At 63.6% G+C, this 22,563-nt stretch carries 22 protein-coding genes; 13 read left to right on the plus strand and 9 right to left on the minus strand.

All coding sequences use genetic code 11. The features are described 5' to 3' along the window. Positions 1-189 precede the first annotated feature (189 nt). Positions 190-795 (plus strand): L,D-transpeptidase, encoded by a 606-nt coding sequence (locus C8N35_RS18475; RefSeq protein ID WP_107991197.1) that lies wholly within the window; start codon positions 190-192, stop codon positions 793-795. Positions 796-820: 25 nt separating this feature from the next. Here C8N35_RS18475 and C8N35_RS18480 read toward each other — a convergent pair whose 3' ends face one another. The 3 genes from C8N35_RS18480 to C8N35_RS18490 all read right to left on the minus strand — a co-directional run bounded on the left by C8N35_RS18480 (position 821) and on the right by C8N35_RS18490 (position 3,677). Beyond that, a complete protein-coding gene (locus C8N35_RS18480; protein ID WP_107991198.1) occupies positions 821-2,050 on the minus strand; it encodes an adenylate/guanylate cyclase domain-containing protein in 1,230 nt (409 codons plus the stop codon). A gap of 132 nt (positions 2,051-2,182) precedes the next feature. Further along, positions 2,183-2,647 (minus strand): GtrA family protein, encoded by a 465-nt coding sequence (locus tag C8N35_RS18485; RefSeq protein ID WP_107991237.1) that lies wholly within the window; start codon positions 2,645-2,647, stop codon positions 2,183-2,185. Beyond that, complete coding sequence (locus C8N35_RS18490; RefSeq protein ID WP_107991199.1) at positions 2,640-3,677, minus strand: glycosyltransferase family 2 protein; 1,038 nt, start codon at positions 3,675-3,677, stop codon at positions 2,640-2,642. Before C8N35_RS18490 ends, C8N35_RS18485 begins: the two co-directional genes overlap by 8 nt. Positions 3,678-3,883: 206 nt before the next feature. On the opposite strand from C8N35_RS18490, the gene C8N35_RS18495 reads away from it, so the two are divergent. Continuing rightward, positions 3,884-4,543, plus strand: coding sequence for a hypothetical protein (locus C8N35_RS18495; RefSeq protein ID WP_107991200.1), 660 nt, complete (start codon positions 3,884-3,886; stop codon positions 4,541-4,543). Positions 4,544-4,556: 13 nt separating this feature from the next. On the opposite strand, the gene C8N35_RS18500 is transcribed toward C8N35_RS18495, so the two are convergent. Then, complete coding sequence (locus C8N35_RS18500; protein ID WP_107991201.1) at positions 4,557-5,294, minus strand: class I SAM-dependent methyltransferase; 738 nt, start codon at positions 5,292-5,294, stop codon at positions 4,557-4,559. Between the two features lie 545 nt (positions 5,295-5,839). Continuing rightward, a complete protein-coding gene (gene secA, locus C8N35_RS18505) occupies positions 5,840-8,635 on the minus strand; it encodes a preprotein translocase subunit SecA (RefSeq protein WP_107991202.1) in 2,796 nt (931 codons plus the stop codon). Between the two features lie 271 nt (positions 8,636-8,906). Between secA and C8N35_RS18510 the strand changes: the two genes are divergently transcribed. From C8N35_RS18510 to C8N35_RS18530, 5 genes are all read left to right on the plus strand, one after another. After that, positions 8,907-9,824: a peptidylprolyl isomerase gene (locus tag C8N35_RS18510; RefSeq protein WP_107991203.1), complete on the plus strand. Its 918-nt coding sequence runs from the start codon at positions 8,907-8,909 to the stop codon at positions 9,822-9,824. A gap of 263 nt (positions 9,825-10,087) precedes the next feature. Next, positions 10,088-11,329 carry a bifunctional glutamate N-acetyltransferase/amino-acid acetyltransferase ArgJ gene (argJ, locus tag C8N35_RS18515; RefSeq protein WP_107991204.1) on the plus strand — a complete coding sequence of 414 codons (1,242 nt, stop codon included), beginning with the start codon at positions 10,088-10,090 and terminating at the stop codon, positions 11,327-11,329. Beyond that, a complete protein-coding gene (locus tag C8N35_RS18520) occupies positions 11,310-12,146 on the plus strand; it encodes a GNAT family N-acetyltransferase (protein WP_170122163.1) in 837 nt (278 codons plus the stop codon). Before argJ ends, C8N35_RS18520 begins: the two co-directional genes overlap by 20 nt. A gap of 76 nt (positions 12,147-12,222) precedes the next feature. Beyond that, positions 12,223-12,624 carry an 8-oxo-dGTP diphosphatase MutT gene (gene mutT / locus C8N35_RS18525; protein ID WP_107991206.1) on the plus strand — a complete coding sequence of 134 codons (402 nt, stop codon included), beginning with the start codon at positions 12,223-12,225 and terminating at the stop codon, positions 12,622-12,624. Between the two features lie 35 nt (positions 12,625-12,659). Then, positions 12,660-12,878, plus strand: coding sequence for a Flp family type IVb pilin (locus C8N35_RS18530; protein WP_107991207.1), 219 nt, complete (start codon positions 12,660-12,662; stop codon positions 12,876-12,878). Positions 12,879-12,932: 54 nt separating this feature from the next. Here the strand turns inward: C8N35_RS18530 and C8N35_RS18535 are convergent, their stop codons facing one another. Further along, positions 12,933-13,835 (minus strand): methyltransferase domain-containing protein, encoded by a 903-nt coding sequence (locus tag C8N35_RS18535; protein ID WP_107991208.1) that lies wholly within the window; start codon positions 13,833-13,835, stop codon positions 12,933-12,935. A 70-nt stretch (positions 13,836-13,905) separates the two neighbouring features. Here C8N35_RS18535 and C8N35_RS18540 point away from each other — a divergent pair, with 70 nt between their 5' ends. The 4 genes from C8N35_RS18540 to C8N35_RS18555 all read left to right on the plus strand — a co-directional run bounded on the left by C8N35_RS18540 (position 13,906) and on the right by C8N35_RS18555 (position 16,709). After that, a complete protein-coding gene (locus tag C8N35_RS18540) occupies positions 13,906-14,778 on the plus strand; it encodes a ComF family protein (RefSeq protein ID WP_245926856.1) in 873 nt (290 codons plus the stop codon). A gap of 138 nt (positions 14,779-14,916) precedes the next feature. Beyond that, positions 14,917-15,171 (plus strand): glutaredoxin 3, encoded by a 255-nt coding sequence (gene grxC, locus C8N35_RS18545; protein WP_107991209.1) that lies wholly within the window; start codon positions 14,917-14,919, stop codon positions 15,169-15,171. Positions 15,172-15,351: 180 nt separating this feature from the next. Then, a complete protein-coding gene (locus C8N35_RS18550; RefSeq protein ID WP_107991210.1) occupies positions 15,352-16,209 on the plus strand; it encodes a carbon-nitrogen hydrolase family protein in 858 nt (285 codons plus the stop codon). Further along, the gene (locus C8N35_RS18555) at positions 16,206-16,709 is read left to right on the plus strand and encodes a DUF1178 family protein (RefSeq protein WP_107991211.1); all 504 of its coding nucleotides are present in this window, start codon (positions 16,206-16,208) and stop codon (positions 16,707-16,709) included. The genes C8N35_RS18550 and C8N35_RS18555 overlap by 4 nt, the downstream gene beginning before the upstream one ends. Positions 16,710-16,817: 108 nt before the next feature. Here C8N35_RS18555 and C8N35_RS18560 read toward each other — a convergent pair whose 3' ends face one another. Beyond that, positions 16,818-17,264: a phasin family protein gene (locus tag C8N35_RS18560; protein ID WP_107991212.1), complete on the minus strand. Its 447-nt coding sequence runs from the start codon at positions 17,262-17,264 to the stop codon at positions 16,818-16,820. 265 nt (positions 17,265-17,529) lie between these two features. On the opposite strand from C8N35_RS18560, the gene C8N35_RS18565 reads away from it, so the two are divergent. Beyond that, entirely contained in the window at positions 17,530-19,410 is a 1,881-nt protein-coding gene (locus C8N35_RS18565) for a PHA/PHB synthase family protein (protein ID WP_428977121.1), read from the plus strand. A gap of 45 nt (positions 19,411-19,455) precedes the next feature. Here the strand turns inward: C8N35_RS18565 and C8N35_RS18570 are convergent, their stop codons facing one another. Then, the gene (locus tag C8N35_RS18570; protein WP_107991213.1) at positions 19,456-20,145 is read right to left on the minus strand and encodes an alpha/beta fold hydrolase; all 690 of its coding nucleotides are present in this window, start codon (positions 20,143-20,145) and stop codon (positions 19,456-19,458) included. 107 nt (positions 20,146-20,252) lie between these two features. Further along, positions 20,253-20,993, minus strand: coding sequence for a bifunctional 2-polyprenyl-6-hydroxyphenol methylase/3-demethylubiquinol 3-O-methyltransferase UbiG (gene ubiG, locus C8N35_RS18575; RefSeq protein ID WP_107991214.1), 741 nt, complete (start codon positions 20,991-20,993; stop codon positions 20,253-20,255). 221 nt (positions 20,994-21,214) lie between these two features. Here ubiG and C8N35_RS18580 point away from each other — a divergent pair, with 221 nt between their 5' ends. Beyond that, a complete protein-coding gene (locus C8N35_RS18580) occupies positions 21,215-22,465 on the plus strand; it encodes an aspartate kinase (RefSeq protein WP_107991215.1) in 1,251 nt (416 codons plus the stop codon). The last annotated feature ends 98 nt before the right edge of the window (positions 22,466-22,563 follow it).

Below are 22,563 nucleotides of genomic sequence, written 5' to 3' on the forward strand. Positions count from 1 at the left end.
TTTTGACCCAAGACGATTCGGGCAAGACCGGGAATGGCGGCGTGTCCGCGCCCCATTCGGCACGTGCCGGTTCGCTTCGCGGCGGATCGATGGCATCGGTCTGTCTTTGCCAAAACGCCTTCCGTCCGGGCTGATTTCCGCGGGCGGAAAGAACATCTTCTAGACCTGCGACCGATCGGAGTTGCCTGAATGCGCCGTTTAACGTTTCTGTTCGCCGCCGTCGCGGCGCTCTCCCTTTCCTTCCTGATACCGGTTCAGGCGCAGGAACGGGTCTTCGATCCGGTTTCCCGGACCTGGATAAAGGTCCAGCTTACGCGCGACATGGCGGCCGTGATCGCCAAGCGCAAGTACAAGCGCCGCGAGATTCGCTACTCGGGGCAAGAAGAACCGGGCACGATCATCATCGATACCGAAGAGCGCACGCTGACCTATGTGCTGCCCAAGGACCGTGCGATGCTCTACGGCATCGGTGTCGGGCGTGAGGGGTTCACCTGGCAGGGCCGCGAGAAGATCACCCGCAAGGCCAAGTGGCCGGGCTGGACGCCGCCGGCGGAAATGCGCGTGCGCGAAGCGAAGGCCGGCCGCAAGATCCCTGCCTACATGCCGGGCGGCGAGAAAAATCCGCTGGGCGCCCGCGCGCTCTATCTCGGCCATACGCTCTATCGCATCCACGGCACCAACGAGGACTGGAGCATCGGCTACCAGGTGTCGTCGGGCTGTATCCGCATGTTCAACGAGGACGTGATCGACCTCTACGATCGCGTTGCGATCGGATCTCCGGTCGTCGTCCGCTGATCCTGCCGAAGGTCTCGCGCGGTGGTCAGGCGACCGCCGCGCTGGCCACCGCGTCTTCGTTCCAGCGATAGAGTTCCACCGGGTGCTCCATGCCCTTCAGCCGGTGGGGGCCAATGCTCTGCCAGCTTTGCGGGCAGAATTTCGCCACGGTATCGGTCGCAAGGGCCATGGCGTGCAGGTCCTTGGTCAGCGCCTCGATGCGCGCGGCGGCATTGACCGCCGGACCGACGACCGAGAACGACAGGCGTGACGGCACGCCGATATTTCCGAACATCACCTCGCCGAGCGAAGCGGAAAGCCCAAAGTGGATTTCGTGCAGGCCGTGCTTGCGGCGTTTCGCGTTCACCACGACCCGGCGCTCGATCGCCCCGTTGACCGCATCGCTGGCTGCCCGGATGGCGCGCGCGTTGTCCTCCGCCTCGGCCAGCGGAAAGATCGCGAGCACCGCATCCCCGATGAAATCCAGAACCTCCCCGCCCGCCTCGATGGCACTGCCGGCCGTGCAGTCGAAATAGTCGTTGAGCAGCGCAAGATACTCGTCGCCGGCGAGTGTTTCGGCGAGGGTGGAGGAATCGCGCAGGTCCGAATAGAGGATCACCGCGCGCGTGGTCGCCCCGTCGCCCCGGCGGATATTGCCGGCCAGTACCTCGCGGCCCGCATGCTTGCCGAGATAGGTCTCGGTGATGTTGGTGGTGATGTTCGCCTGTATGGCGGTCCGGCAGGCAACCGCGAAGCCGCGCTGAATGCGCCTCAAGGCGAGGATATCGGAATCGGTGAAACCGCCGGCGCGATCGGACGCCCAGCTGATGATGATGCCGGCCTTCTTCCCCACCGAGGATGAGGCGGCGGAATCGAAGCGGGTGATCATGGCCAGATAATCGGTGTAGCCTTGGCCGGCCATGTCCTGCAGAAGCGGAAAATCGACAACGGCGGTCGGACCGGCGAGCCGGCGGCGCAACACGTCGGACCCGGACTCGACCAGATGTTTGAACGGACTAAGGTTCCATTCTTCGGCTTTGCGCTCGCGGTGCGCGAATTGTTCCAGGACGACGTTCTGTCCCTTTTTCCAGATCGCGGCCTCCACTTCGATCAGCGGGTGGAGCGTCGGCCAGGAGAGCATGGAACGCGCCACGGGCACGCCGATGGAGAACAGCGCTTCGCAGACCTCGCGGTACATCTGCACGATGCTGGGCGTACCGAGGGCCTCATCGACCAGCCAGTCTTCAAGCGATGTGATCAGGGCGTCGTGGGACATGGGAAGGTTCCGGTCGGTGGCTTTGCCCGATGGGGAGGCCGGTGGCGGGTATATAGGGCACGCAAGGGGTCGGCTATGCCTGGCTTCCAGCTTCCATTAGATCGGCACACGGGCCGGACGTGACAAGAGTAGTTACACGCAGTCGTGATCGTTTGCGCCGGCCGGCGCGATCCGCGTATCGGCGAAGGCCCAGAGCCGCGAGCCGAGGAAGGTGACCGCGGGAACGAGCACGATGGCAAGGAGAATACCCACCGATTGCGGCCAGTTGGTGAAGGCGAGCCAGCTCGCGAGCGCGCCGGAATTCGCGGCAAAGCCCATGAGCGCGATGAGGAAGAAGCGCGGCAGGCGGGCCTTCCAGCGCCTTTTCGCCTGCGGGGCTTGTGGAAAGCTCCAAAAATGATGGCCGGCGAAGGATACCGCAAAGGCGGTGAGAAAGGCGATGGTGTTGGCGACGAGTGGCGGCAGGATGCCGGGCATGGCCAGGCCAAGGGCAACTCCGGCATGAACGGCCGTGGCCGCGAGCCCGACGATGCCGAAGCGCGAAGCGGCCAGGATCTCGCCAACCGCCCGGCCGAACCAGGGGGGGCGTTCAGTCATCGTTTTCGCGCCGCCCTTGTGTTCCCGCATCGGTTTCCTTGCCTGAGTGCGATCCGGCGATCACATCGCGCACCAGGTAGATGGGCCGTTGCTTGGTCTCGTTGAACAGCCGGGCGACATATTCCCCGACGACGCCGATGGACAGGAGCTGGATGCCGGAGAAGAACAGGATCGCCGTCATGATGGAGGCGTAGCCCGGCATGTCGATACCGAAGACGAGCGTGCGCAGCACAAGAATGAGCGCGTAGGCGAAGGCGAGAGCGGCGACGCCCGCCCCGCAATAGGTCCACATGCGCAAGGGAACGGTGGAGAAGCCCGTCAGCCCGTCGAGCGCGAAGTTCCAAAGTTTCCAGTAGTTCCATTTGGTCGTGCCGGCGGCGCGTGCGGGGCGCTCGTAGGGAAGGGCCATTGAGGAAAAGCCAACCCAGGCGAACAACCCCTTCATGAAGCGGTTGCGCTCCGGCAGTTCCTTCAATGCCTCGATCACGGTGCGATCGATGAGCCGGAAATCGCCGGCATTGTGCGGCAGGTCGATGTTCGAGAGCTTGTTGAAAAGCTTGTAGAAGGCGGAGGCCGAGCCGCGCTTTACGGCGGTGTCGCTGGTTCTGTCAACGCGCAGGCCATAGACCACATCGTAGCCTGCCCGCCAGCCGTCGACCATTTGCGGCACGAGTTCCGGCGGATCCTGCAGGTCGGCGTCGAGGACGACCGCGACGTCGCCTTTGGCGTGGTCGAGCCCGGCGGTCAACGCCGCTTCCTTGCCGAAATTGCGCGACAGGCCAACGAGCCGTCCCGGCAGCCCGGCGGCGAAACGCTCGCTCAGGATCGCGGCAGTGGTATCGCGGCTGCCGTCGTCGACGAAGACGAATTCGTGCGCAAGGCCAGCCCCGGTCATGACCTCGCTGACGACCTTCAGGAACTGGTTTATCACCTCTTCCTCGTTGAAGACGGGCACGATCAGGCTGACCAGCGGACTTGCCGGACGGGCGGCCTTGCGGCGCGCGATATAGGGCTGGATGGTATCCGACATGATTTCTCTCGGCTTCGCCTTGCGCTCACGATAAGGCCAGGCGGCGGGCCACCTGCATCGGGATCGTTGCTTAGACCGGTTTGCCGCGCTTGTCACATGGCAAGCCCGCCCTATGGTTCACGGACAACAGGGGGAGCGACTGGCTGGGGGCGCGGCCGATCTTACGACCGGTGCTGCGGCAACGGGCGAACCGGACCGAGAGAGCCATGATCCATCTTGATGACACGACGATCATTCCGATCGGGTGCAGCTGTATCAACCAGTTCCAGATCGATTTCTTCTTCGGAAAGGAACGGAGCCGGGGATCCTTGTTCCAGTGGTCCATCACGACGCCGCGCGCCACCGTGGAAGTTCTGGAGCAGGCCAGGGCGGGAACGCTCGCGCCGCTGTTCGCCGCTCGTGAGCGGTTCGAGATGGAGGGCGCGCATCTGCACAACCGCTGCTTCGATGGTTTCTATCACTGGCATGAGGACGGCGAGGCGATCCTCGGCCACGATGCGGAGCGTTTCGCACGCTTTGCGGAGAAAAGCCTGCACCTGATGAGCAACACGTTCGCCGCTACGGGCCCCGTGTGGCTGCTCTGGTCGAACATCCAGCCGAACCTGCGCCAGGAGATCGAGGACAACACCCGGCTCGCTTGGGCCGATTTCCGGCTGACGCGGGCCCGCCGGGACGCCATTCGTACGGCCGCACACAATGTGTTCGCCGATCCGCGCTTTGTCTTCGTCGGCCGCAAGGAGGATGTGGATGCGGAGCTTTGGGGCGATGAGGAGGTCGTGCTGATGGACCTGCCGCGCTCGGACAAGTTCCGCGGCGCGAAGGGGCTTTACGCCGAGGTCTTCGCGCGGATCGAGGCGGCCGCCTGAAGCGGCCTTCTGCTCACGCGTTTGCCGTATCCAGTGCCATTCGCTCAAGCGGCGTCTTTGCGATGAAGAAGAGCCAGGTGTCGAGATCCACGTTTCCCTTCCTGGTCTTGAGAACCTCGATGGAAATCGAATGGCCGAACCACTCGCACATGACGTAGGGAAAGACCGTCGGCCGCACACCGAAGGGATCCATCTGCGATGCTTCGGAGGGGCCATGGGAATTCGTGTGCTCGATAACCATAAGGCCGTCATCCTTCAGTTGCTCAAGCCAAGTCGCGAACGCCTGGCGGGGATTCCAGCTTTGATCGTGCGAATTCGTGTAGACGAAATCGAACGCGCCAACCCACTCCTCGTTGCGGTCGTGGAAGTCCCATTGCACGCTGTGGGGAAACTGGGTCGCGGTATCGGAAATGTCGGTTCCGATAACATCGAACCCGAAAGCTTCGATGAAGCACGCCTGCTCGAAGCCGTTGCGGCTTCCGTGGCACAGTCCCTTCAGTTTCTCTCCCGGCTTGCGGGCGGAGAGTTTCTCCCCGATCAGGCGCAATGTCTTCTCGTCGGCCCACACGTTCTTGATCTTCTGCTTGTTGTAGAAGGTCTGAACGTCCCGGTACTGCTCGTAACTCTCGTATTCGTGGAGGTAGAAATCGACAAGCCGGGTGGAGGGCACCACCTTCAGGTCGTGACGCTCCAGGATCGGGGCGACCGCCTTCTTGAGACGCCGAATGAGAAAGGGCTTCTTTCGGGACATAACTGGCACAACTCCGGGACCAATGGTATTGATGACGTCCAGAGCAAATTCCGATCGGATTGAACCAATCTGATCGACAAGAAATCGCTCGAGCCGATTCCGGCGCTCGGCGGCTTCCCGGGATCGGAGGCGTTTGCACGCGATCCCTCACGCAGGAACCGCAATCCAACCAGAGACCGATCGGTTACACGATCAAGGGAGGTGCCTGGCCGCACTCATCCAATCGCCGGACGAGCAGGCCGGAGCTTGAGATACATTGAGAAATGAAGGCGATACGAAGCCATGTCAAGTCGGCTTCTGGCGTATCGTGGAATGTTGCGGGGGAAGGCCGCGCGCAACTCCTGAAAGCGGGAAGTTTCTGGTTGCAAACTAAATTCGCGCGGCCCGCTTTCCGGGGCCGCGCGCCGGGGTCGCGCGAACGAGGCTCAGTCACATTGAGACAAGAGTCTCGATCTGCCAGCTCAATTGCCCCTAATGACCGGCTTCGATCCGGAGCGTTCTTCCCTCGCGCGGCGTATTGTCCGCCGGTCAGCGACCGGACGCGTTCAGAGCGCGCCGTGGCAGTGCTTGTATTTCTTGCCCGAGCCGCAGGGACACAGTTCGTTGCGGCCAACCTTGCCCCAGGTGGAGGGATCATTCTGGTCGCGCTCGGTAGCCGTTGCGCGGTTCGATCGGGAGGCCAGAGCGACGTTGCCTTCATCGGCATAGCCGTCAATGGGCTCGCCGCCGTGGGTGGCCTGCATCGGGGGCAGGTCATCGTCGCCCGGCAACTCGGGGGCCTCCTGCTGCATCAGTTCGACCCGCATGAGCTGCGCCGTCACGATCTGGCGCAGGCTGGCAAGCATCGCCTCGAACAGCGTGAAGGCCTCGGTCTTGTATTCCTGCAAGGGATCGCGCTGGGCGTAGCCGCGGAAGCCGATGACCGAGCGCAGGTGATCCAGTGTCGCCAGATGCTCGCGCCAGAGCTGGTCGAGCGCCTGTAGCAGCAAAGCCTTTTCGACCTGGCGCATGATGTCGGGGCCGTATTGCCCGACCTTGCGGGCCATGAGTTCCGCTGCCGCACGCCTCAGGCGGTCGCGCACCTCTTCGTCGGCGATGCCTTCCTCTTCCGCCCAGTCCTTGACCGGCAGATCCATGTTGAGGACGCCGCGCACCTCCTCAAGCAGGCCGTCCGTATCCCACTGTTCGGGATAGGCCTTTTCGGGAATGTGGCGGGTGACGATGTCCTCGATGACTTCCTCGCGCATGTCCGCGATCGTGTCGGCAAGGTCCTCGCCGTCCATCAGCTCCAGACGCTGATCGAAGACGACCTTGCGCTGGTCGTTCATCACGTCGTCGTACTTGAGGATGTTCTTGCGGGCGTCGAAGTTGCGCGCCTCGACCTTCTGCTGCGCCTTTTCCAGAGCCTTGTTGATCCAGGGATGAACGATCGCCTCGCCCTCCTTGAGACCCAGGCGCTGCAGCATGGAATCCATCTTCTCGGAGCCGAAGATGCGCATCAGGTCATCTTCGAGCGACAGGAAGAAACGGGTGTGGCCGGGATCGCCCTGACGGCCGGAACGGCCGCGCAGCTGGTTGTCGATGCGCCGGCTTTCGTGACGTTCGGTGGCGACCACATAGAGGCCGCCTGCCTCCAGCGCGATCTGCTTCAGCCGCTCGATATCTGCGTGGATCGCGGCTTCCTTCGCCTCGCGCTCGGGGCCTTCCTCCATGTCGCCCAGCTCGATCTGGATACGCATGTCGGCATTGCCGCCGAGCTGGATGTCGGTGCCGCGGCCCGCCATGTTGGTGGCGATGGTGATGGCACCCGGCACGCCGGCCTGCGAGATGATCGCGGCTTCCTGCTCGTGATAGCGGGCGTTCAGGACGGCGAAAACGCGTTCTTCCTGTGTCTTCTGATCGCCGTCATAGAGCACGCGGAAGGCGAGCGGATCGCTGACGTCCGCCTGGCGGTAGCCGTTCTTCTTCAGGATCTCGGCGATGAGTTCCGACTTCTCGATCGAGGTGGTGCCAACGAGCACGGGCTGCCCGCGATCCTTGCATTCCCCGATCAGCTCGACGATCGCCTTGTACTTCTCGCCCGCCGAACGATAGACCTCGTCGTCGTCGTCGATACGACGGACCGGCAGGTTGGTCGGGATCTCGACCACTTCCAGCTTGTAGATGTCGGCGAACTCGTCCGCTTCCGTCGCAGCCGTACCGGTCATGCCGGCGAGCTTGTCGTACATGCGGAAGTAGTTCTGGAACGTGATGGAGGCGAGCGTCTGGTTTTCCGGCTGGATGGCGACGTGTTCCTTCGCCTCCAGCGCCTGGTGCAGGCCTTCCGAATAGCGCCGTCCCGGCATCATGCGGCCGGTGAACTCATCGATGATGACGACCTCGCCGTTCCTGACGATGTAGTCCTTGTCGCGCTGGAACAGCTTGTGTGCCTTGAGCGCCTGCTGCAGGTGGTGGACGACCGACACGTTTTCCGTGTCATAGAGGCCTTCGCCCTTCAGCAGACCGGCTTCCGACAGCAGCTTCTCGAGCTTCTCGTTGCCCTCTTCGGTGAAGTTCGCCGTGCGCTGCTTCTCATCGATCTCGAAATCCGCGTCGTCGAGATGCGGAACGAAGGTGTCGATCGTGTTGTAGAAGTCGGAGCGGTCCTCGAGCGGGCCGGAGATGATCAGCGGCGTGCGCGCCTCGTCGATGAGGATGCTGTCCACTTCGTCGACGATGGCGAAGTGGTGGCCGCGCTGGCACATCGATCCGCGCTCGTACTTCATGTTGTCGCGCAGATAGTCGAAGCCGAACTCGTTGTTGGTGCCGTAGGTAATGTCGCAGGCGTAAGCCGCGTGGCGCTGGGTGTCATCGAGCCCGTGGACGATCACGCCGACGGTGAGGCCGAGAAAGCGGTAGACGCGTCCCATCCAGCCGGCGTCGCGGCTGGCCAGGTAGTCGTTCACCGTGATGACGTGGACACCCTTGCCCTCGAGCGCGTTGAGATAGGTGGCGAGCGTCGCCACCAGCGTCTTGCCTTCACCGGTCTTCATCTCGGCGATGCCACTGTCGTGGAGCACCATGCCGCCGATGAGCTGGACGTCGAAGTGGCGCTGACCGAGCACGCGCTTGGCGGCTTCGCGAACCGTCGCGAAGGCCGCGGGCAGAAGGTCGTCGAGCTTGGCCCCTTCGGCAAGCTGCTTCTTGAACTCGGCCGTGCGCGCCCTCAATTCCTCATCGGACAGGGCAGCGACTTCAGGCTCGAGCGCATTGATCGCCTCAACCCTGCCGCGATACGTTTTTACCTTTCGGTCGTTCGCGGATCCGAAGAATTTGCGGGCGATAGCACCGAGGCCGACCATGATGGTCCTTCCTTTGGCAAAGCCGTGCCATGTCGCAAGCGTGCGGCTTCAGCTTGACGTCTATGCGGTTTCGATCGAGCGGCGGTCCGCCTCCTGGCGGGGGGCCGGTGTCGTCCGGACGGAAATGCCCGGTGCAGACCGGGCCGACCGACAGATAAGAGGGGCCTGAAAGCTTGTCAACGTCGCCCCAGTCGGCATAACTCCCGCTCAAGTCCTGCGGGCAGCCCGACGGCAAGGGTCCGCAATCAACACCACGCAACAGGATGCTTATATGTTCCATACACTCAGGGCCGGTAAACTCGGTGCCGTCAAACCCGGCACGGCGGTGATGCGCCCGCTCATTGCCGGCTGCATGATCGCTCTTTTCGCCGCTGCGCCGCTCCGTGCGGCTGAAGACGGCGACAAGGTCGTGGCCACGGTCAATGGCGAGACGATCACCGAGGCGGACGTCGCGATCGCCGCGCAGGACTATGCGCAGGATCTTGCCCAGGTGCCGGAGGCGGTACGCCGCAACCTGCTCGTGGGCGTGCTCGTCGACATGCACGTTCTGGCCGATGCCTCGCTCAAGGAAGGCCGGGACGCGGAGCCGGGCGTCAAGCGGGCACTCGAATATGCGCGACTGCGCACGCTCAGGGATTCCTATTTCAACGACAAGAACACCCTGGAGCCGGATGAGGCTGCCCTGAAGAAGCTCTACGATGAGCAGTACGGCGACTTCAAAGGCCCTGAAGAGGTCCATGCCCGTCACATTCTGGTGAAAACGGAAGACGAGGCCAAGGCGATCATCAAGGAACTGGACACCGGCAAGGATTTCGCCGAACTCGCCAAGGAGAAGTCGACCGGCCCCTCCGGCCCCAACGGCGGCGACCTCGGCTACTTCACCAAGGATCGCATGGTCGCGGAATTCGCCGATGCTGCCTTCGACATGAAGCCGGGCACCTATTCCAAGGAGCCGGTGAAGACCCAGTTCGGCTGGCACGTGATCAAGGTCGAGGACAAGCGCCAGCAGCCCGCACCGACATTCGACGCGGTCAAGAACCAGCTGCGCGCCGATGCGATCCGCGCCAAGTACAATGAAGTGATGGAAGACCTCAAGGCCAAGGCCGACATCAAGGTGATGGACGAAGCCGCCAAGGCACCGGCCGATGGCGACGCTGACGCCGACGGCGAAAAGCCGGCTGAAAAGTAAGCCGGTCCATTGCGACGCGGTCGGGAAAATGTCCCGGCATGCGCGTAGCGGGAAACGAGAAAGGGGCGTGCGTCTGGCCAGGACGCGCGCCCCTTGTCCATTTTGACCGCCCCGGTGTGCCCGGGACTTTTCCCGACAGGCCCTCGCTATCCTAGCTTTTTGAAAACGAGCAACTTTCCTGTGCTCAGGCAATTCCACTTGAACGCAGGTTGCTCTAAAACTCGTGTCGAGGGGCTCTGGGCCCTGATCCCAACGAGGTTTCCATGTCGACCGCCGTCTCTCCGCTTGCGCCGAAAACCTATCCCGAGATGCCCGAGATCGAGGGCGTGCGATTTGCCACCGTCGAGGCGGGCATCAAGTACAGGGGGCGTGCCGATGTCCTCCTGATGCAGTTCGATGAGGCGACGGAGGCCGCTGGCATCTTCACCCGCTCGCGCTGCCCGTCCGCGCCGGTCGACTGGTGCCGGGCGAACCTTGCTCATGGCAAGGCGCGCGCGCTCATGGTGAATTCGGGCAATGCCAACGCGTTCACGGGAAAGAAGGGACGTGCGGCGGTGGAGCTTTCTGCCGAGACGGTTGCGAAGGCGCTCGGCTGCGTGCCCGCGGAAATCTACCTGGCGTCGACGGGTGTCATCGGCGAGCCGTTGCCGGCGGAAAAATTCGCACCTGTCATCGACGATCTCGTGGCGAGGGGCGCACCGGGGCCCTGGATCGACGCGGCGAAGGCGATCATGACCACGGATACCTATCCCAAGGTCGCCACCCGCACTGTCGATCTCGGCGGCACGTCCGTTACCATCAACGGCATTGCCAAGGGCGCGGGCATGATCGCGCCCGACATGGCGACCATGCTCTCCTTCATCGTCACTGATGCGCCGGTTGGCGCCCATGTTCTGCAGGCACTGCTCGGCGAGAGTGTCGGCGCGTCGTTCAATTCGATTACCGTCGACAGCGACACCTCGACGTCTGACACCGTGCTGGCCTTCGCCACGAGGACGGCCGCAAGCCATGGCGCGCCGGAAATCGTGGCGATCGAAGATCCGCGCCTTGACGCGTTCCGCGCGGCGTTCGCCGAAATCATGCTCGATCTTTCGCATCAGGTCGTGCGCGACGGCGAGGGCGCGCGCAAGTTCGTGGAAGTGAATGTCACCGGGGCGGAGAGCGCGGCGTCGGCCAAGCGCATCGCGCTTTCCATCGCCAATTCGCCTTTGGTGAAGACGGCGGTCGCGGGCGAGGACGCGAACTGGGGCCGGGTGGTGATGGCCGTCGGCAAGGCCGGCGAGCCGGCGGATCGCGACCGGCTCGCGATCTGGTTCGGCGACGTGCGTGTCGCGGTCGCCGGAGAGCGCGATCCCGATTACGACGAGGAGACGGCCTCGCGCATCATGAAGGAAGACAAGATCGTCATTCACGCCGATATCGGGCTTGGCAAGGGCGAGGCGACGGTGTGGACCTGCGACCTGACCAAGGCCTATGTCGAGATCAATGGCGATTACCGAAGCTGACGATATCGGCCGAGCACGGCCGGCGGACCTGAGCGCGGTCTTTGCGCTGGAACAGGCTAATCTCACCGCCTTTCCCAGTCTGATGCTGCATTTCGACGGCGCGTGGCTGACGCGGCTTTCGCCCGGCAATCCCGCGCGCAGGGTCAACTCGCTCAATATCTACGATCCGGCCGACGACGCTGATATCGAGGCGCGGCTCGCACGCGCTGGCGCGCGCTTCGCCGATACGGGCATCGCGATGCACCTGCGCTGGACGCCGCTTGTTCCGCCCGCGCTCGATGATTTCATCGATGCGCGCGGCTGGGAACGCTATGCACAGACGGAAGTGTGGGCGGCTGCGCTCTCCGAGAGCGGCCTGATGCATGGCATGGCCCGACCGCTCGCAGACGACTACCGGATGCATCGGCTGCCTCTTGCCGACTGGCTCCGGGATTTCGCTTTCGTTGGGGGTACGGGGGTGGAAAAGGTCACGCCGCAAGCGCTGTCTGCGCTGCGAGCGTCGCTTGAAAAGGTGCCGGCGGAATTGCTCGCGCTGTCGCTGCGCGACGGCAACGGCGAGCCGCAGGCGGTGCTGCTGGGCGTGTGCGACGGAACATTGATCGGCATTTTCGATGTCGCCACAAGACAGGACCGCCGGCGGCGCGGGCTCGCCGCGATGCTCGTGACCTATGCGCTGGCCTACGGGCGGGAGACGGGGGCGAAAAAGGCGTGGCTTCAGGTTGTTGCCGACAACGCACCGGCCCGCGACCTCTACCGGCGATTCGGCTTCGAGCCTGTCTACGACTACCATTACTGCCGCATGCCGCAGGCGGTGTAGGCGATATTGGCCGGTGTCGGACGATTATCGTTAATCGCCCGTTCCGATTGCGTCTCACCATGGAACAAGGTCCCTCATGCCGAAACTTCTGCTCGTCGTCGCCTGCGCGCTCATCGATACGGACGGACGTATCCTCATTGCTCAGCGGCCGGAGGGGAAGGCGCTTGCCGGATTGTGGGAATTCCCGGGCGGAAAGGTGGAGCCGGGGGAGCGGCCGGAGGATTCTCTGACCCGCGAACTGGCCGAGGAACTTGCCATCACGGTTAAGAAAGAGTGCCTCGCACCGCTCACCTTCGCCAGTTACGCTTATGACGATTTTCACCTCCTGATGCCACTTTACGTCTGCAGAAGGTGGCAGGGCATCGTTCAGGGCCGGGAAGGTCAGGCACTCAAGTGGGTGCGGCCGAAGGCGTTGAGAGAGTATCCGATGCCACCAGCGGACGAACCGCTCATTCCGCATCTGATCGACCTGCTCTAGGTCGGCGGCGGCTGGGCTGGAAGAAAGTGCATCCCATGTCGCGTGATCCCGACACCATCCGCAAACGCCGGCTCGGCGAAACGTTCAAGGCCTTTTGGGCGGACGAACGGGGATCGACAGCGATCGAGTACAGCCTGATCGCCGGCATCATCGTTCTGGCGATTGTCGGCTCGGTGACGGCGATCGGCGAGCTGCTGACGTCGAAGCTCTATGAGCCGGTCGCGGCCGGCTTTACCGGCGCCACCGGTTCCTGACGGGAAGACCGTGGGTCCGAACTGCGTCCAGATTCTCTCGAAAATTCATAGATTTCAGTCCTGCGCGGGCTTTTCGCCGGCGGAGACTTCGTGCGTTCCAAGCGCCTCGGCGAGGCTCATTCTGGCCGATCCGGGCTTGAGCGGTTGCTGCTGGCTCTCGTGCGGCGCCCATCCCGATACGGACAAGATTTGGAAGGTCGCGCGGATGCGGCCATCGGGATCGGCATGGCGTTCGCTGTAGATCTCGGCCATTCTCATGAACAGACTGCGGCTTGCCGCCTGACCGCGTTCGGCGAGGATGCTTGTCGCCCCCATTGCCCTGAGATCTCGCATCAGGTGGAAGGCGCTGTCATAGCGCACCGTCAGCCGGTCCTGGTCGGCGACGGGAAGGGCGAAGCCGGCGCGCTGCATCAGGCCGCCCATTTCGCGGGTATCGGCGAAGGGCGAAACGCGCGGGCTGGCGCCGCCGGTCAACTCCACTTCCGCGCTCAGCAGCGCGTCGCGCAGTTCCCACAAGGTGTCGCCGCCGGCGAGCGCGCCGAGAAAGAGCCCGTCCGGCTTCAATGCCCGGCGGATCTGGATCAGCGCGCCGGGCAGATCGTTCACCCAATGCAGCGACAGGGCGGAGACCGCGAGATCGAGCGAGGCATCGGCAAGGGGCAGGATCTCGTCGTCGACGACGAGGTCGGGTGTGCCCGTCGCGGTGTCTGCCGCGAAGAGGTCGGCTCGTAACACCGTGCCGACGCGGCTTGAGCGCGACAACGCGTCATGCACCACACCGGTGTGGCCGCCCAGATCGAGCGCCAGGTCGAATGTGCGGGTGGTGACGGCCAGACGATCCTCAATATCCTGCGCGACCAGGCGCATCAGAAAATCGGCGCCCTCGGTTCGTTTCTTGAGCGCGCGTGCCCGGTGGAGGGCGAGGAGACGGCGGTCGAAGGGAGCATTCATCGGCATTGCCCGCGGAACATGGTAGGCTGCTTATCGCGCGGAAAGAGCGGGGCGTCAAAAACTCCGGCCGCTGCTCTTGACCGCTGCCGAAATGGCGGGACTTGCGATGCCGGTCGCGAACGGTGAAACGACGTGGGCGAACGGGATCCGGGAGGATCCGCGACTTGGCGCGGCCGGCGGCTTATACAAGGTCACGCGGCTCCGCTTTCCCCGGTTTCGACCACTCAAGGTTCTGCTCGATCTGGCTCTGCCACCTGTCTGCTTCGTATGCGACCTGCCGCTTGGCGGTGCGGCGGGGCTTTGCATGAGGTGCTGGGCGAAGCTCTCCTGGATCGAGAAACCCTATTGTGCCCGACTGGGGACGCCGCTCGCCTACGATCTCGGCGAAGACGGGTTGTCGGCGCAAGCAATCGCGGATCCGCCACCCTTCGACCGTGCCCGCGCGGCCTGCCTGCATGACGATATTTCGCGCGAACTGGTGCACGGGCTCAAGTATCGCGACCGGCTGGAACTGGGCCCGGCCATGGCCGGCTGGATGGCGCGTGCCGGCGCCGATCTCGTCTCGCAGGCCGACCTCATCGTGCCGGTGCCGTTGCATCGCGCCCGGTTGTGGTCGCGCCGCTTCAATCAGGCGGCGGTGCTGGCAGGGGCGATTGCCGCGCGCGCGGACAAGCAGGCCGCCCTTGCCGCGCTCGTTCGCATCCGCGCGACGCCGCGCCAGGTGGGGCTTGCGCGTGACGACCGGCAGAAAAATGTGCGCGGGGCTTTCGCAGTGGCCGGCGAGGCGCGGTCGGCGATAGAGGGACGGCGCATATTGCTGGTCGATGACGTCTACACGACCGGAGCGACGGTGAAGGCGTGTACGCGAGCATTGCTGCGAGCGCGCGCGGCCAGCGTCGATGTTCTCACTTTTGCCCGGGTTGCCTCTTCGTCGGGCCTCCCAATATAAACCGCATCAGCATTCCGGCTCCGGTACTGGCACGGCCCGTGCTTGCTCGCTTGCATGGGCCAGGTCAGCGTTTTTGCGTCTTTCGCTCCTCGTCAACCCGTGCCGCCGGATCGACCTCTTGTTCTGGATAGATAATCAATGCCCAAGATCGTGATCTATACGCGTCAGTTCTGCGGCTACTGCACCGCCGCCAAGAGCCTTCTCGATGAAAAGGGGGTCGCGTACGAAGAGATCGACGCGACCTATGCCCCTGAAAAGCGGCAGGAAATGATGTCGCGTTCGGGGCGCATGACGTTCCCGCAGATCTTTATCGGCGACACCCATGTCGGTGGTTGCGATGAGCTGCATGCGCTGGAACGCCAGGGCAAGCTCGACGCGTTGATCGCCGCCTGATAGACCGGCGCTCACGAAACGCCTTCTCCCGAAGGGACGTCGCGGACCGGTTTTCCGATAGCGCCGGTTGCGCTCGGCCCCCGGCGGGGGCATACCCGGTCGCGAAAGGCTTAAGACTTGTGCGCCACAATGATGCCGGGCACGTGGGTCTCGAAAGCGGTGAGCGCGGAGAGAAGAGCGATGAGTGCATTCAAGGCTGCCTGCATCCAGACGCGATCCGGCCGCGACGTGGCGGCCAATATCGCCCAGGTCGAGGACCTGATCCGCGCGGCGGCGGCGGAGGGTGCCTCCTATGTCCTGACGCCTGAGATGACGAATCTTCTGGAGCGCGATCGCGCCGCTCTTATGGAAAAGATCTCGAGCGAGGACGAAGATCCCTGCCTCGCCCGGTTGCGTTCTCTTGCCCGCGAACTCGGCCTCTGGGTGCATATCGGATCTCTCGCCATCCGACTTGGCGCGGAAACGGTTGCCAATCGTGGCTTTCTGATCTCGCCGCAGGGCGAGATCCTTGCGCGCTATGACAAGATCCACATGTTCGATGTCGATCTCGACAATGGCGAGAGCTGGCGGGAATCGCGCACCTACAAGCCGGGCGAGGAGAGTATCGTCGCTGAACTGCCGTGGCTGAAGCTCGGCATGGCTGTGTGTTACGATGTGCGCTTCCCGCATCTCTTTCGCGCCCAGGCCAAGGCCGGCGCGCAGGCGCTCACCATTCCCGCCGCCTTCACCCGCCAGACCGGGCAGGCCCACTGGCACATCCTGTTGAGGGCACGGGCGATCGAGAACGGTGCCTTCGTCTTCGCCGCGGCGCAGGGCGGGCGGCACGAGGACGGCCGCGAGACTTTCGGGCATTCGCTGATCATCGCGCCATGGGGCGAGATCCTGGCGGAGGCCGATCACGACGAGCCCGGTTTCGTCCTCGCCGAGATTGACGTAGATGAGGTCGCCAAGGCGCGCGGCCGCGTTCCCGCGCTTGCAAACGAGCGCCCCTTCACGATCGAAACGGTCGCGCTGTCGCAAACGGAGCCGGTTTCATGATTCACTATTCCCTGATCTGTTCGGAGGGACATGAGTTCGAAGGTTGGTTCCGCAATGCCGGCGAATTCGACTGTCAGGCCGGCGACGGGCATCTGACATGTCCCGTTTGCGGCGATGACCGGATCTCCAAGGCGTTGATGGCGCCGGCCGTTTCCGGCACGCGTGATGTCGAGGGATCGGGAGCGGAAGTTTCGCGAGCCGAAGCCGCCCCGCATCCGGTCGCAACCACGCCCGAACACGCCAGCGCGATGCCGATGATGGCGATGCCCAATCCGCAGCAGGCGCAAATCGTCGACATGATGCGCAAGCTCCGCAATCTGATCACCGAGAGTGCCGACAATGTGGGCGCTCGGTTTGCCAGCGAGGCACGGCGCATGCACTACGGCGACGCGGAGCAGCGCGGCATCTATGGCGAGGCGACGCCGGAAGACGCGCGCGACCTCATCGAGGAAGGCATCGAAATCCTTCCCTTGCCGGTCTTGCCGGAAGACAAGAACTAGAACGCGATACTCTGGCCGTACCGGTCAGCGCCTCGCACCGGCTGGCAGCGAGGCGCTTCCGTTCGTTCATGGTCCGGTTCCGCCGGGGGCCAGGCTCGCGCAGCGAGATCAGGCGGCGGTGGACTTCGTCGCCTTGCTGATGGCCTCTTCGACCGAACTGGCCGCTTCGCCGGAGACTTCGGCGATCTCCATGCTGGTCTCGCAGGCCTTGGCGGCGAATTCGCGCATCTTCTCGCCGCTGCTTTCAGCGCAGGCGGAATAGTCGCTCATCATCTTTTCCCAGAATTCCGACATGATGCGGGTCACTTCCATCGGGTCGCGGGCCTTCGACAGCGCCTTGGCGTACTCGAAGTCGGCATGAACCCTGCCGCGCACGAAACTCATGTGATCCTCAATCAGCGTCTCGGTCTTGTCGAGCGTTTCGATGTTGACCTTGGCGAACTGGTCGAAGAAGCGGCTGCCGAACATGTCGGCCTTCTCCATCCAGGAAGGGTCGAGCCAGGGCAGAGGCACGACGCTGGGATCCTTGGTGGGGGTCTTGGTCTGACGCGGCATGGCATAACTCCCTTGTGTGCTTGCTGGGTTCGCAAGAGTACGGCCGATTACCGACCTTTGGCTAAAATGCAGGGAAATAACGTAACGGAACTATGGCAAGGCAGAGGCGAGAGTGCGCTGCGGCAGCGTTTTGTTGTGCGGCGCAATGACGCAGCCGCACATTGCCTCGCTTTCCGATCAAAAAAGATGCCGCAGCGGCATAATCTCGCAAAGAATGGCGACTACTCTTTTCAATGAACAATTGCTTTTGGGAGCAGGTGAACAAGTGAAGCAAAGCGAGAAATCCCCGAACGAGGGCAGCGTTACGCCCCTGCGTGCGGTGGGGGCCGCCAGCAAGACCGTCGGCAAACCGTCCCGTGATCCAGTCAGTCAGGTGCGCCGTGAACCGGCGGCCGTGCCGGAGGGGGATAGGGACAGCTATGCGGCGCGTGCGTTCTCCGAACTCGTCGACCGGGCGACACGCTCGGGACTGGCGCGTTTGACGGGCGGCATCTCGCCGAGTTCGCTAGCGCTTGCCTATGCCGACTGGCTGGCGCATCTGGCCATCTCTCCCGGCCATCAGATGCGTCTTGCCGGCAAGGCCTGGCGAAAGGGCGCACGGCTTGCGCGCTATGCGGGCCATTGCGCCTCCGGGGAGGCGGCGCAGCGTTGCATCGAACCGCTGCCGCAGGATCACCGGTTCGACCACCCGGGATGGAACACCTTTCCATTCAACCTGATGTATCAGGGTTTCCTGCTCAATCAGCAGTTCTGGTACAACGTGACCACGGGCGTGCGCGGCGTTTCCGATCATCACGAACGCGTGGTGGAGTTCATGACGCGGCAGATGCTGGACGTGTTTTCGCCCTCCAACAATCCTTTTACCAATCCGGAAGTGCTGGAGCGTACGCGTCTGGAAGTCGGCATGAACCTGGCGCGCGGGTTTGCGAATTTCGTGGAGGATCTGGAACGGACACTCGGCGACAAGCCGCCGGCCGGCACGGAGGACTTCGTCGTCGGTGGCAACCTGGCGGCGACGCCGGGCAAGGTCGTTTACCGAAACAGGCTGATCGAGCTCATCCAGTACGCGCCGACCACGGACAAGGTGCAACGCGAACCTGTGTTGATCGTGCCGGCCTGGATCATGAAGTACTACATTCTCGATCTCTCCGAGCACAACTCGCTGGTGCGCTATCTGGTCTCCCAAGGGCACACGGTGTTCATGGTTTCCTGGCGCAATCCGGGCCCGGAGGATCGAAGCCTGTCGCTGGACGACTACCGCCGGATGGGCGTGATGGACGCGCTCGACGCGGTCGGCGCGATTGTTCCAGGCGAAAAGATCCACGCGGTGGGCTATTGCCTTGGCGGCACGCTGCTGTCGATCGCGGCCGCGGCGATGGGACGGTTCGGCGATGACCGGCTTGCCTCCGTCAGCCTGTTCGCGGCGCAGATCGATTTCACCGAAGCAGGCGAACTGACGCTCTTCATCGATGAAAGCCAGGTGTCCTATCTGGAAGACATGATGTGGGAGCAAGGCCTTCTCGATACCAAGCAGATGGCCGGCGCCTTCCAGCTCCTGCGCTCAAACGACCTGATCTGGTCGCGCAACGTGCGCGACTACCTGCTGGGCGAGCGCACACCGATGTTCGATCTGATGGCGTGGAACGCGGACGCCACCCGCATGCCCTATCAGATGCACTCGGAATATCTGCGTCAGCTGTTCCTCAACAACGATTTTGCCGAAGCGCGCTATCACGTGGAGGGACAGCCGGTCGCGCCGGAGGAAATCCGCGTGCCGATCTTCGCCGTCGGCACCGAAAGCGACCATGTCGCGCCGTGGCGTTCGGTTCACAAGATCACGCATCTTGCCGACAGCGCCGTGACATTCGTGCTGGCCAACGGCGGGCACAATGCGGGCATCGTCTCCGAGCCCGGCCACCAGCACCGCCATTACCGGATCTACGGGCAGGACGGTCACAACGGTTTCCACGATCCCGACGGCTGGCTCGAAATCGCCGAGAAGCGGGAAGGGTCGTGGTGGATCGCCTGGTCCGACTGGCTCAAGTCCCATTCGAGCGGAGAGGCGGAGCCGCCGGCCATGGGGGCGAAGGAAGCGGGATACGCGCCCTTGATGGATGCACCGGGAAGCTACGTCTTGATGAAGTGAGGAGGCATGCCGAGCGCGCGCCGCCTGCTTCCGGCGCGCTTGCCTCTATCCGTCCATCCAGGTCTTGAGGAGGGCGGTCACCGCATCGGGGCGTTCCAGTGTCGACAGGTGGCCGCACGCCGGCACGATCTCGAAGCGGCTTGCCGGTATCCCTTCGTGGATCTCGCGAACGACGTCGACCGGCATCAGCGGGTCGTCGGCGCCGGCCAACACCAGTGTTGGGCAGGCGATCGCGCCAAGGTTCGGACGCTGGTCGATGCGGGCGATGATCGCCTCTTCCTGGCGGACGAAGGCATCGGGGCCCGTGTCGCGCGCCATCTCGAAAATCGCGTTGCGCAGTTCCTGGTCGTTCTGGCGTGCCGGCGGTACGAGGCTGGTAAAGAGTGCGGGAGCGATACTGTCAAACTTACTGTCTGCGGCCAACCGCATGAGCCGCCGGCGGTTCTCCGTCTGCTCGGGGGCATCCGGTCGGGCGACGGTGTTGAGCAAGGCGAGCCGGCTCACCCGCTCCTGAGCCATGCGGATGACCTCCATGGCGACGTAACCGCCCATCGACAGCCCGGCAATCGCGAAGCGTTCGGGCGCCCGCTCGAGGATCTCTGCGGCCATCGCCGCGATCGAATCATGGTTGCGGTTGTCCGCGACCATCACTGGATGGTCGGAAAAGGCACCGATCTGCGGTGCGAACAGGATCTCCGTGCACAACAGTCCGGGGACGAGAACGAGCGGTTCCATTCCTGCTCCTTGTGCCTTGGCCGGCGGTGTCGCCTTCCCAATCCGGGGAAGCGGGCCGGCGATATCCGCGAAGGATCGGCGAATGCCGGGTTTGGCTGCGCCGCGCGCTATTTCGGCCGCGCCGCCAGCAGCATGTAGTTCATGTCCATGTCGCGCGAGCGGTTCCATCTGTCCAGCAGCGGATTATAGGTGACGCCGCAGCGCTCCACGATCGTCATGCCGGCTTCGCCCAGCGGGCCCTCGATCTCCGCCGGCTTTACCAGCTTCTCGTAGGAGTGAGTGCCGGGCGGCAGCCAGCGCAGCACGCGCTCGGCCGCGACGATCGCCAGCGCATAGGCCTTGAGGGTGCGATTGATGGTCGCGACGAACATCAGCCCGCCCGGCTTCACCAGCTGCGCACAGGCGGCCAGATAGACCGGAACATCGGCCACGTGTTCCACCACTTCCATGTTGAGCACCACGTCGAACCGCTCGCCCGCGGCCGCTAGGTCTTCCGCCGTTGTCGCGCGGTAGTCGATCTGGAGCCCCGAACGTTCCGCGTGAAGCCGTGCGACCTCGATGTTGACGGGGGAGGGATCGACACCGATGACCTCGGCGCCGAGCCGCGTCATCGGTTCGCACAACAGGCCTCCGCCGCAGCCGATATCCAGAAACCTCAACCCCTTGAAGGCAGCAGGGTCTTCAGCATTGCGCGCGAAATGGGCCGAGACGTGTTCCTTGATGTAGCCAAGGCGCACGGGGCTGAACTTGTGAAGCGGGCGGAACTTGCCGGTTGGGTCCCACCATTCGTCGGCCATCGCCGAAAAGCGGGCGACTTCCGCATCGTCCACGGTCGTTTTCGTCGTCATAGCCGGGTCTCTCCTCGTTCGCGCCCATCGAAAGGCCGCCCGTTGGTGGGTCTTCGCCGGAGACTTGTCAAGCGTCCGCTCTGCGCAGGGCGGTATCGGCTCTCTCGCCGGTTGCAGGCGCGGCGACCTCCATGTATGCATACGCGCCGATCAGACATGTCGGGATGCCCGCTTCCCGGGGCTGTTTTCGACATCAACCTCTTGTTCCAGAATTCGATCCGATGGCCCGACTGGTAATGAAGTTCGGCGGTACGTCCGTCGCCAATCTTGACCGTATCCGCAACGTTGCACGGCACGTCAAACGCGAGGTCGATGCGGGTAATCAGGTTGCCGTCGTCGTCTCCGCCATGGCCGGCAAGACGAACGAACTGGTCGACCTCTGCCGCCAGGCCTCCAGGCTGCACGATGCGCGCGAATACGATGCGATCGTCTCGTCCGGCGAGCAGGTGAGCGCCGGCTTGCTGGCGATCGTTCTGCAGGAGATGGGCGTTGACGCGCGTTCCTGGCTCGGCTGGCAGATCGCGCTTCACACGGATTCGTCCCACGGCGCGGCGCGCATCACCGAAATCGACGGCGACCGGCTGATCGAACGGCTGGAAATGAAGCAGGTGGCGGTGGTCGCCGGCTTCCAGGGCATCTCGCCGGATAACCGCATCGCGACGCTCGGACGCGGCGGTTCTGATACCAGCGCGGTGGCGGTCGCGGCCGCGATCAAGGCTGACCGCTGCGATATCTACACCGACGTGGACGGCGTCTACACGACCGACCCGCGCATCGTTCCGAAAGCCCGCCGGCTCGGCCGTATCTCCTTCGAGGAGATGCTGGAGATGGCTTCACTCGGTGCCAAGGTGCTGCAGGTGCGCTCGGTCGAGCTGGCTATGGTTCATGGCGTGCGTACCTTCGTACGCTCCTCCTTCGATGACCCGGACGCGCCGCAGGTGGGCGTCGACAATCTTCCCCCGGGCACCCTTATTTGCGACGAGGACGAGATCGTGGAACAGCAAGTCGTCACCGGCATCGCCTTTTCCAAGGACGAAGCGCAGATTTCCATCCGCAACGTGCCGGACCGGCCGGGCGTGGCGGCCACGGTGTTCGGACCGCTTTCCGACGCCAACATCAATGTCGACATGATCGTCCAGAACATCTCGCCGGACGGTTCCACCACCGACATCACCTTCACCGTGCCGCAGACCGACTACGACCGCGCCATGAAGGTGCTGGAAGACGGCCGGGCGGAACTGAAGTTCGGCGTTCTGGAAGGGGCGACGGATGTGGTAAAGGTATCGGTGATCGGTGTCGGCATGCGCAGCCATGCGGGCGTCGCCGCGCAATGCTTCCGCGGGCTTGCGGAAAAGGGGATCAATATTCGCGCGATCACCACTTCGGAGATCAAGATTTCCGTTCTGATCGATTCCGCCTACACCGAACTTGCGGTACGGACTCTGCATTCGCTATACGGGCTCGACGGATAGTGGACCGTTCCGCCCGCCATCGGGCCGGGCGGAACCCCGGGTGCCGTCTTTGAGACCGGGTCGGGGCATGCGGCAGAGCGCCGATTCGAAACAGGGGG

Source organism: Breoghania corrubedonensis, from assembly GCF_003053845.1.
Taxonomy (GTDB): Bacteria; Pseudomonadota; Alphaproteobacteria; order Rhizobiales; family Stappiaceae; genus Breoghania; species Breoghania corrubedonensis.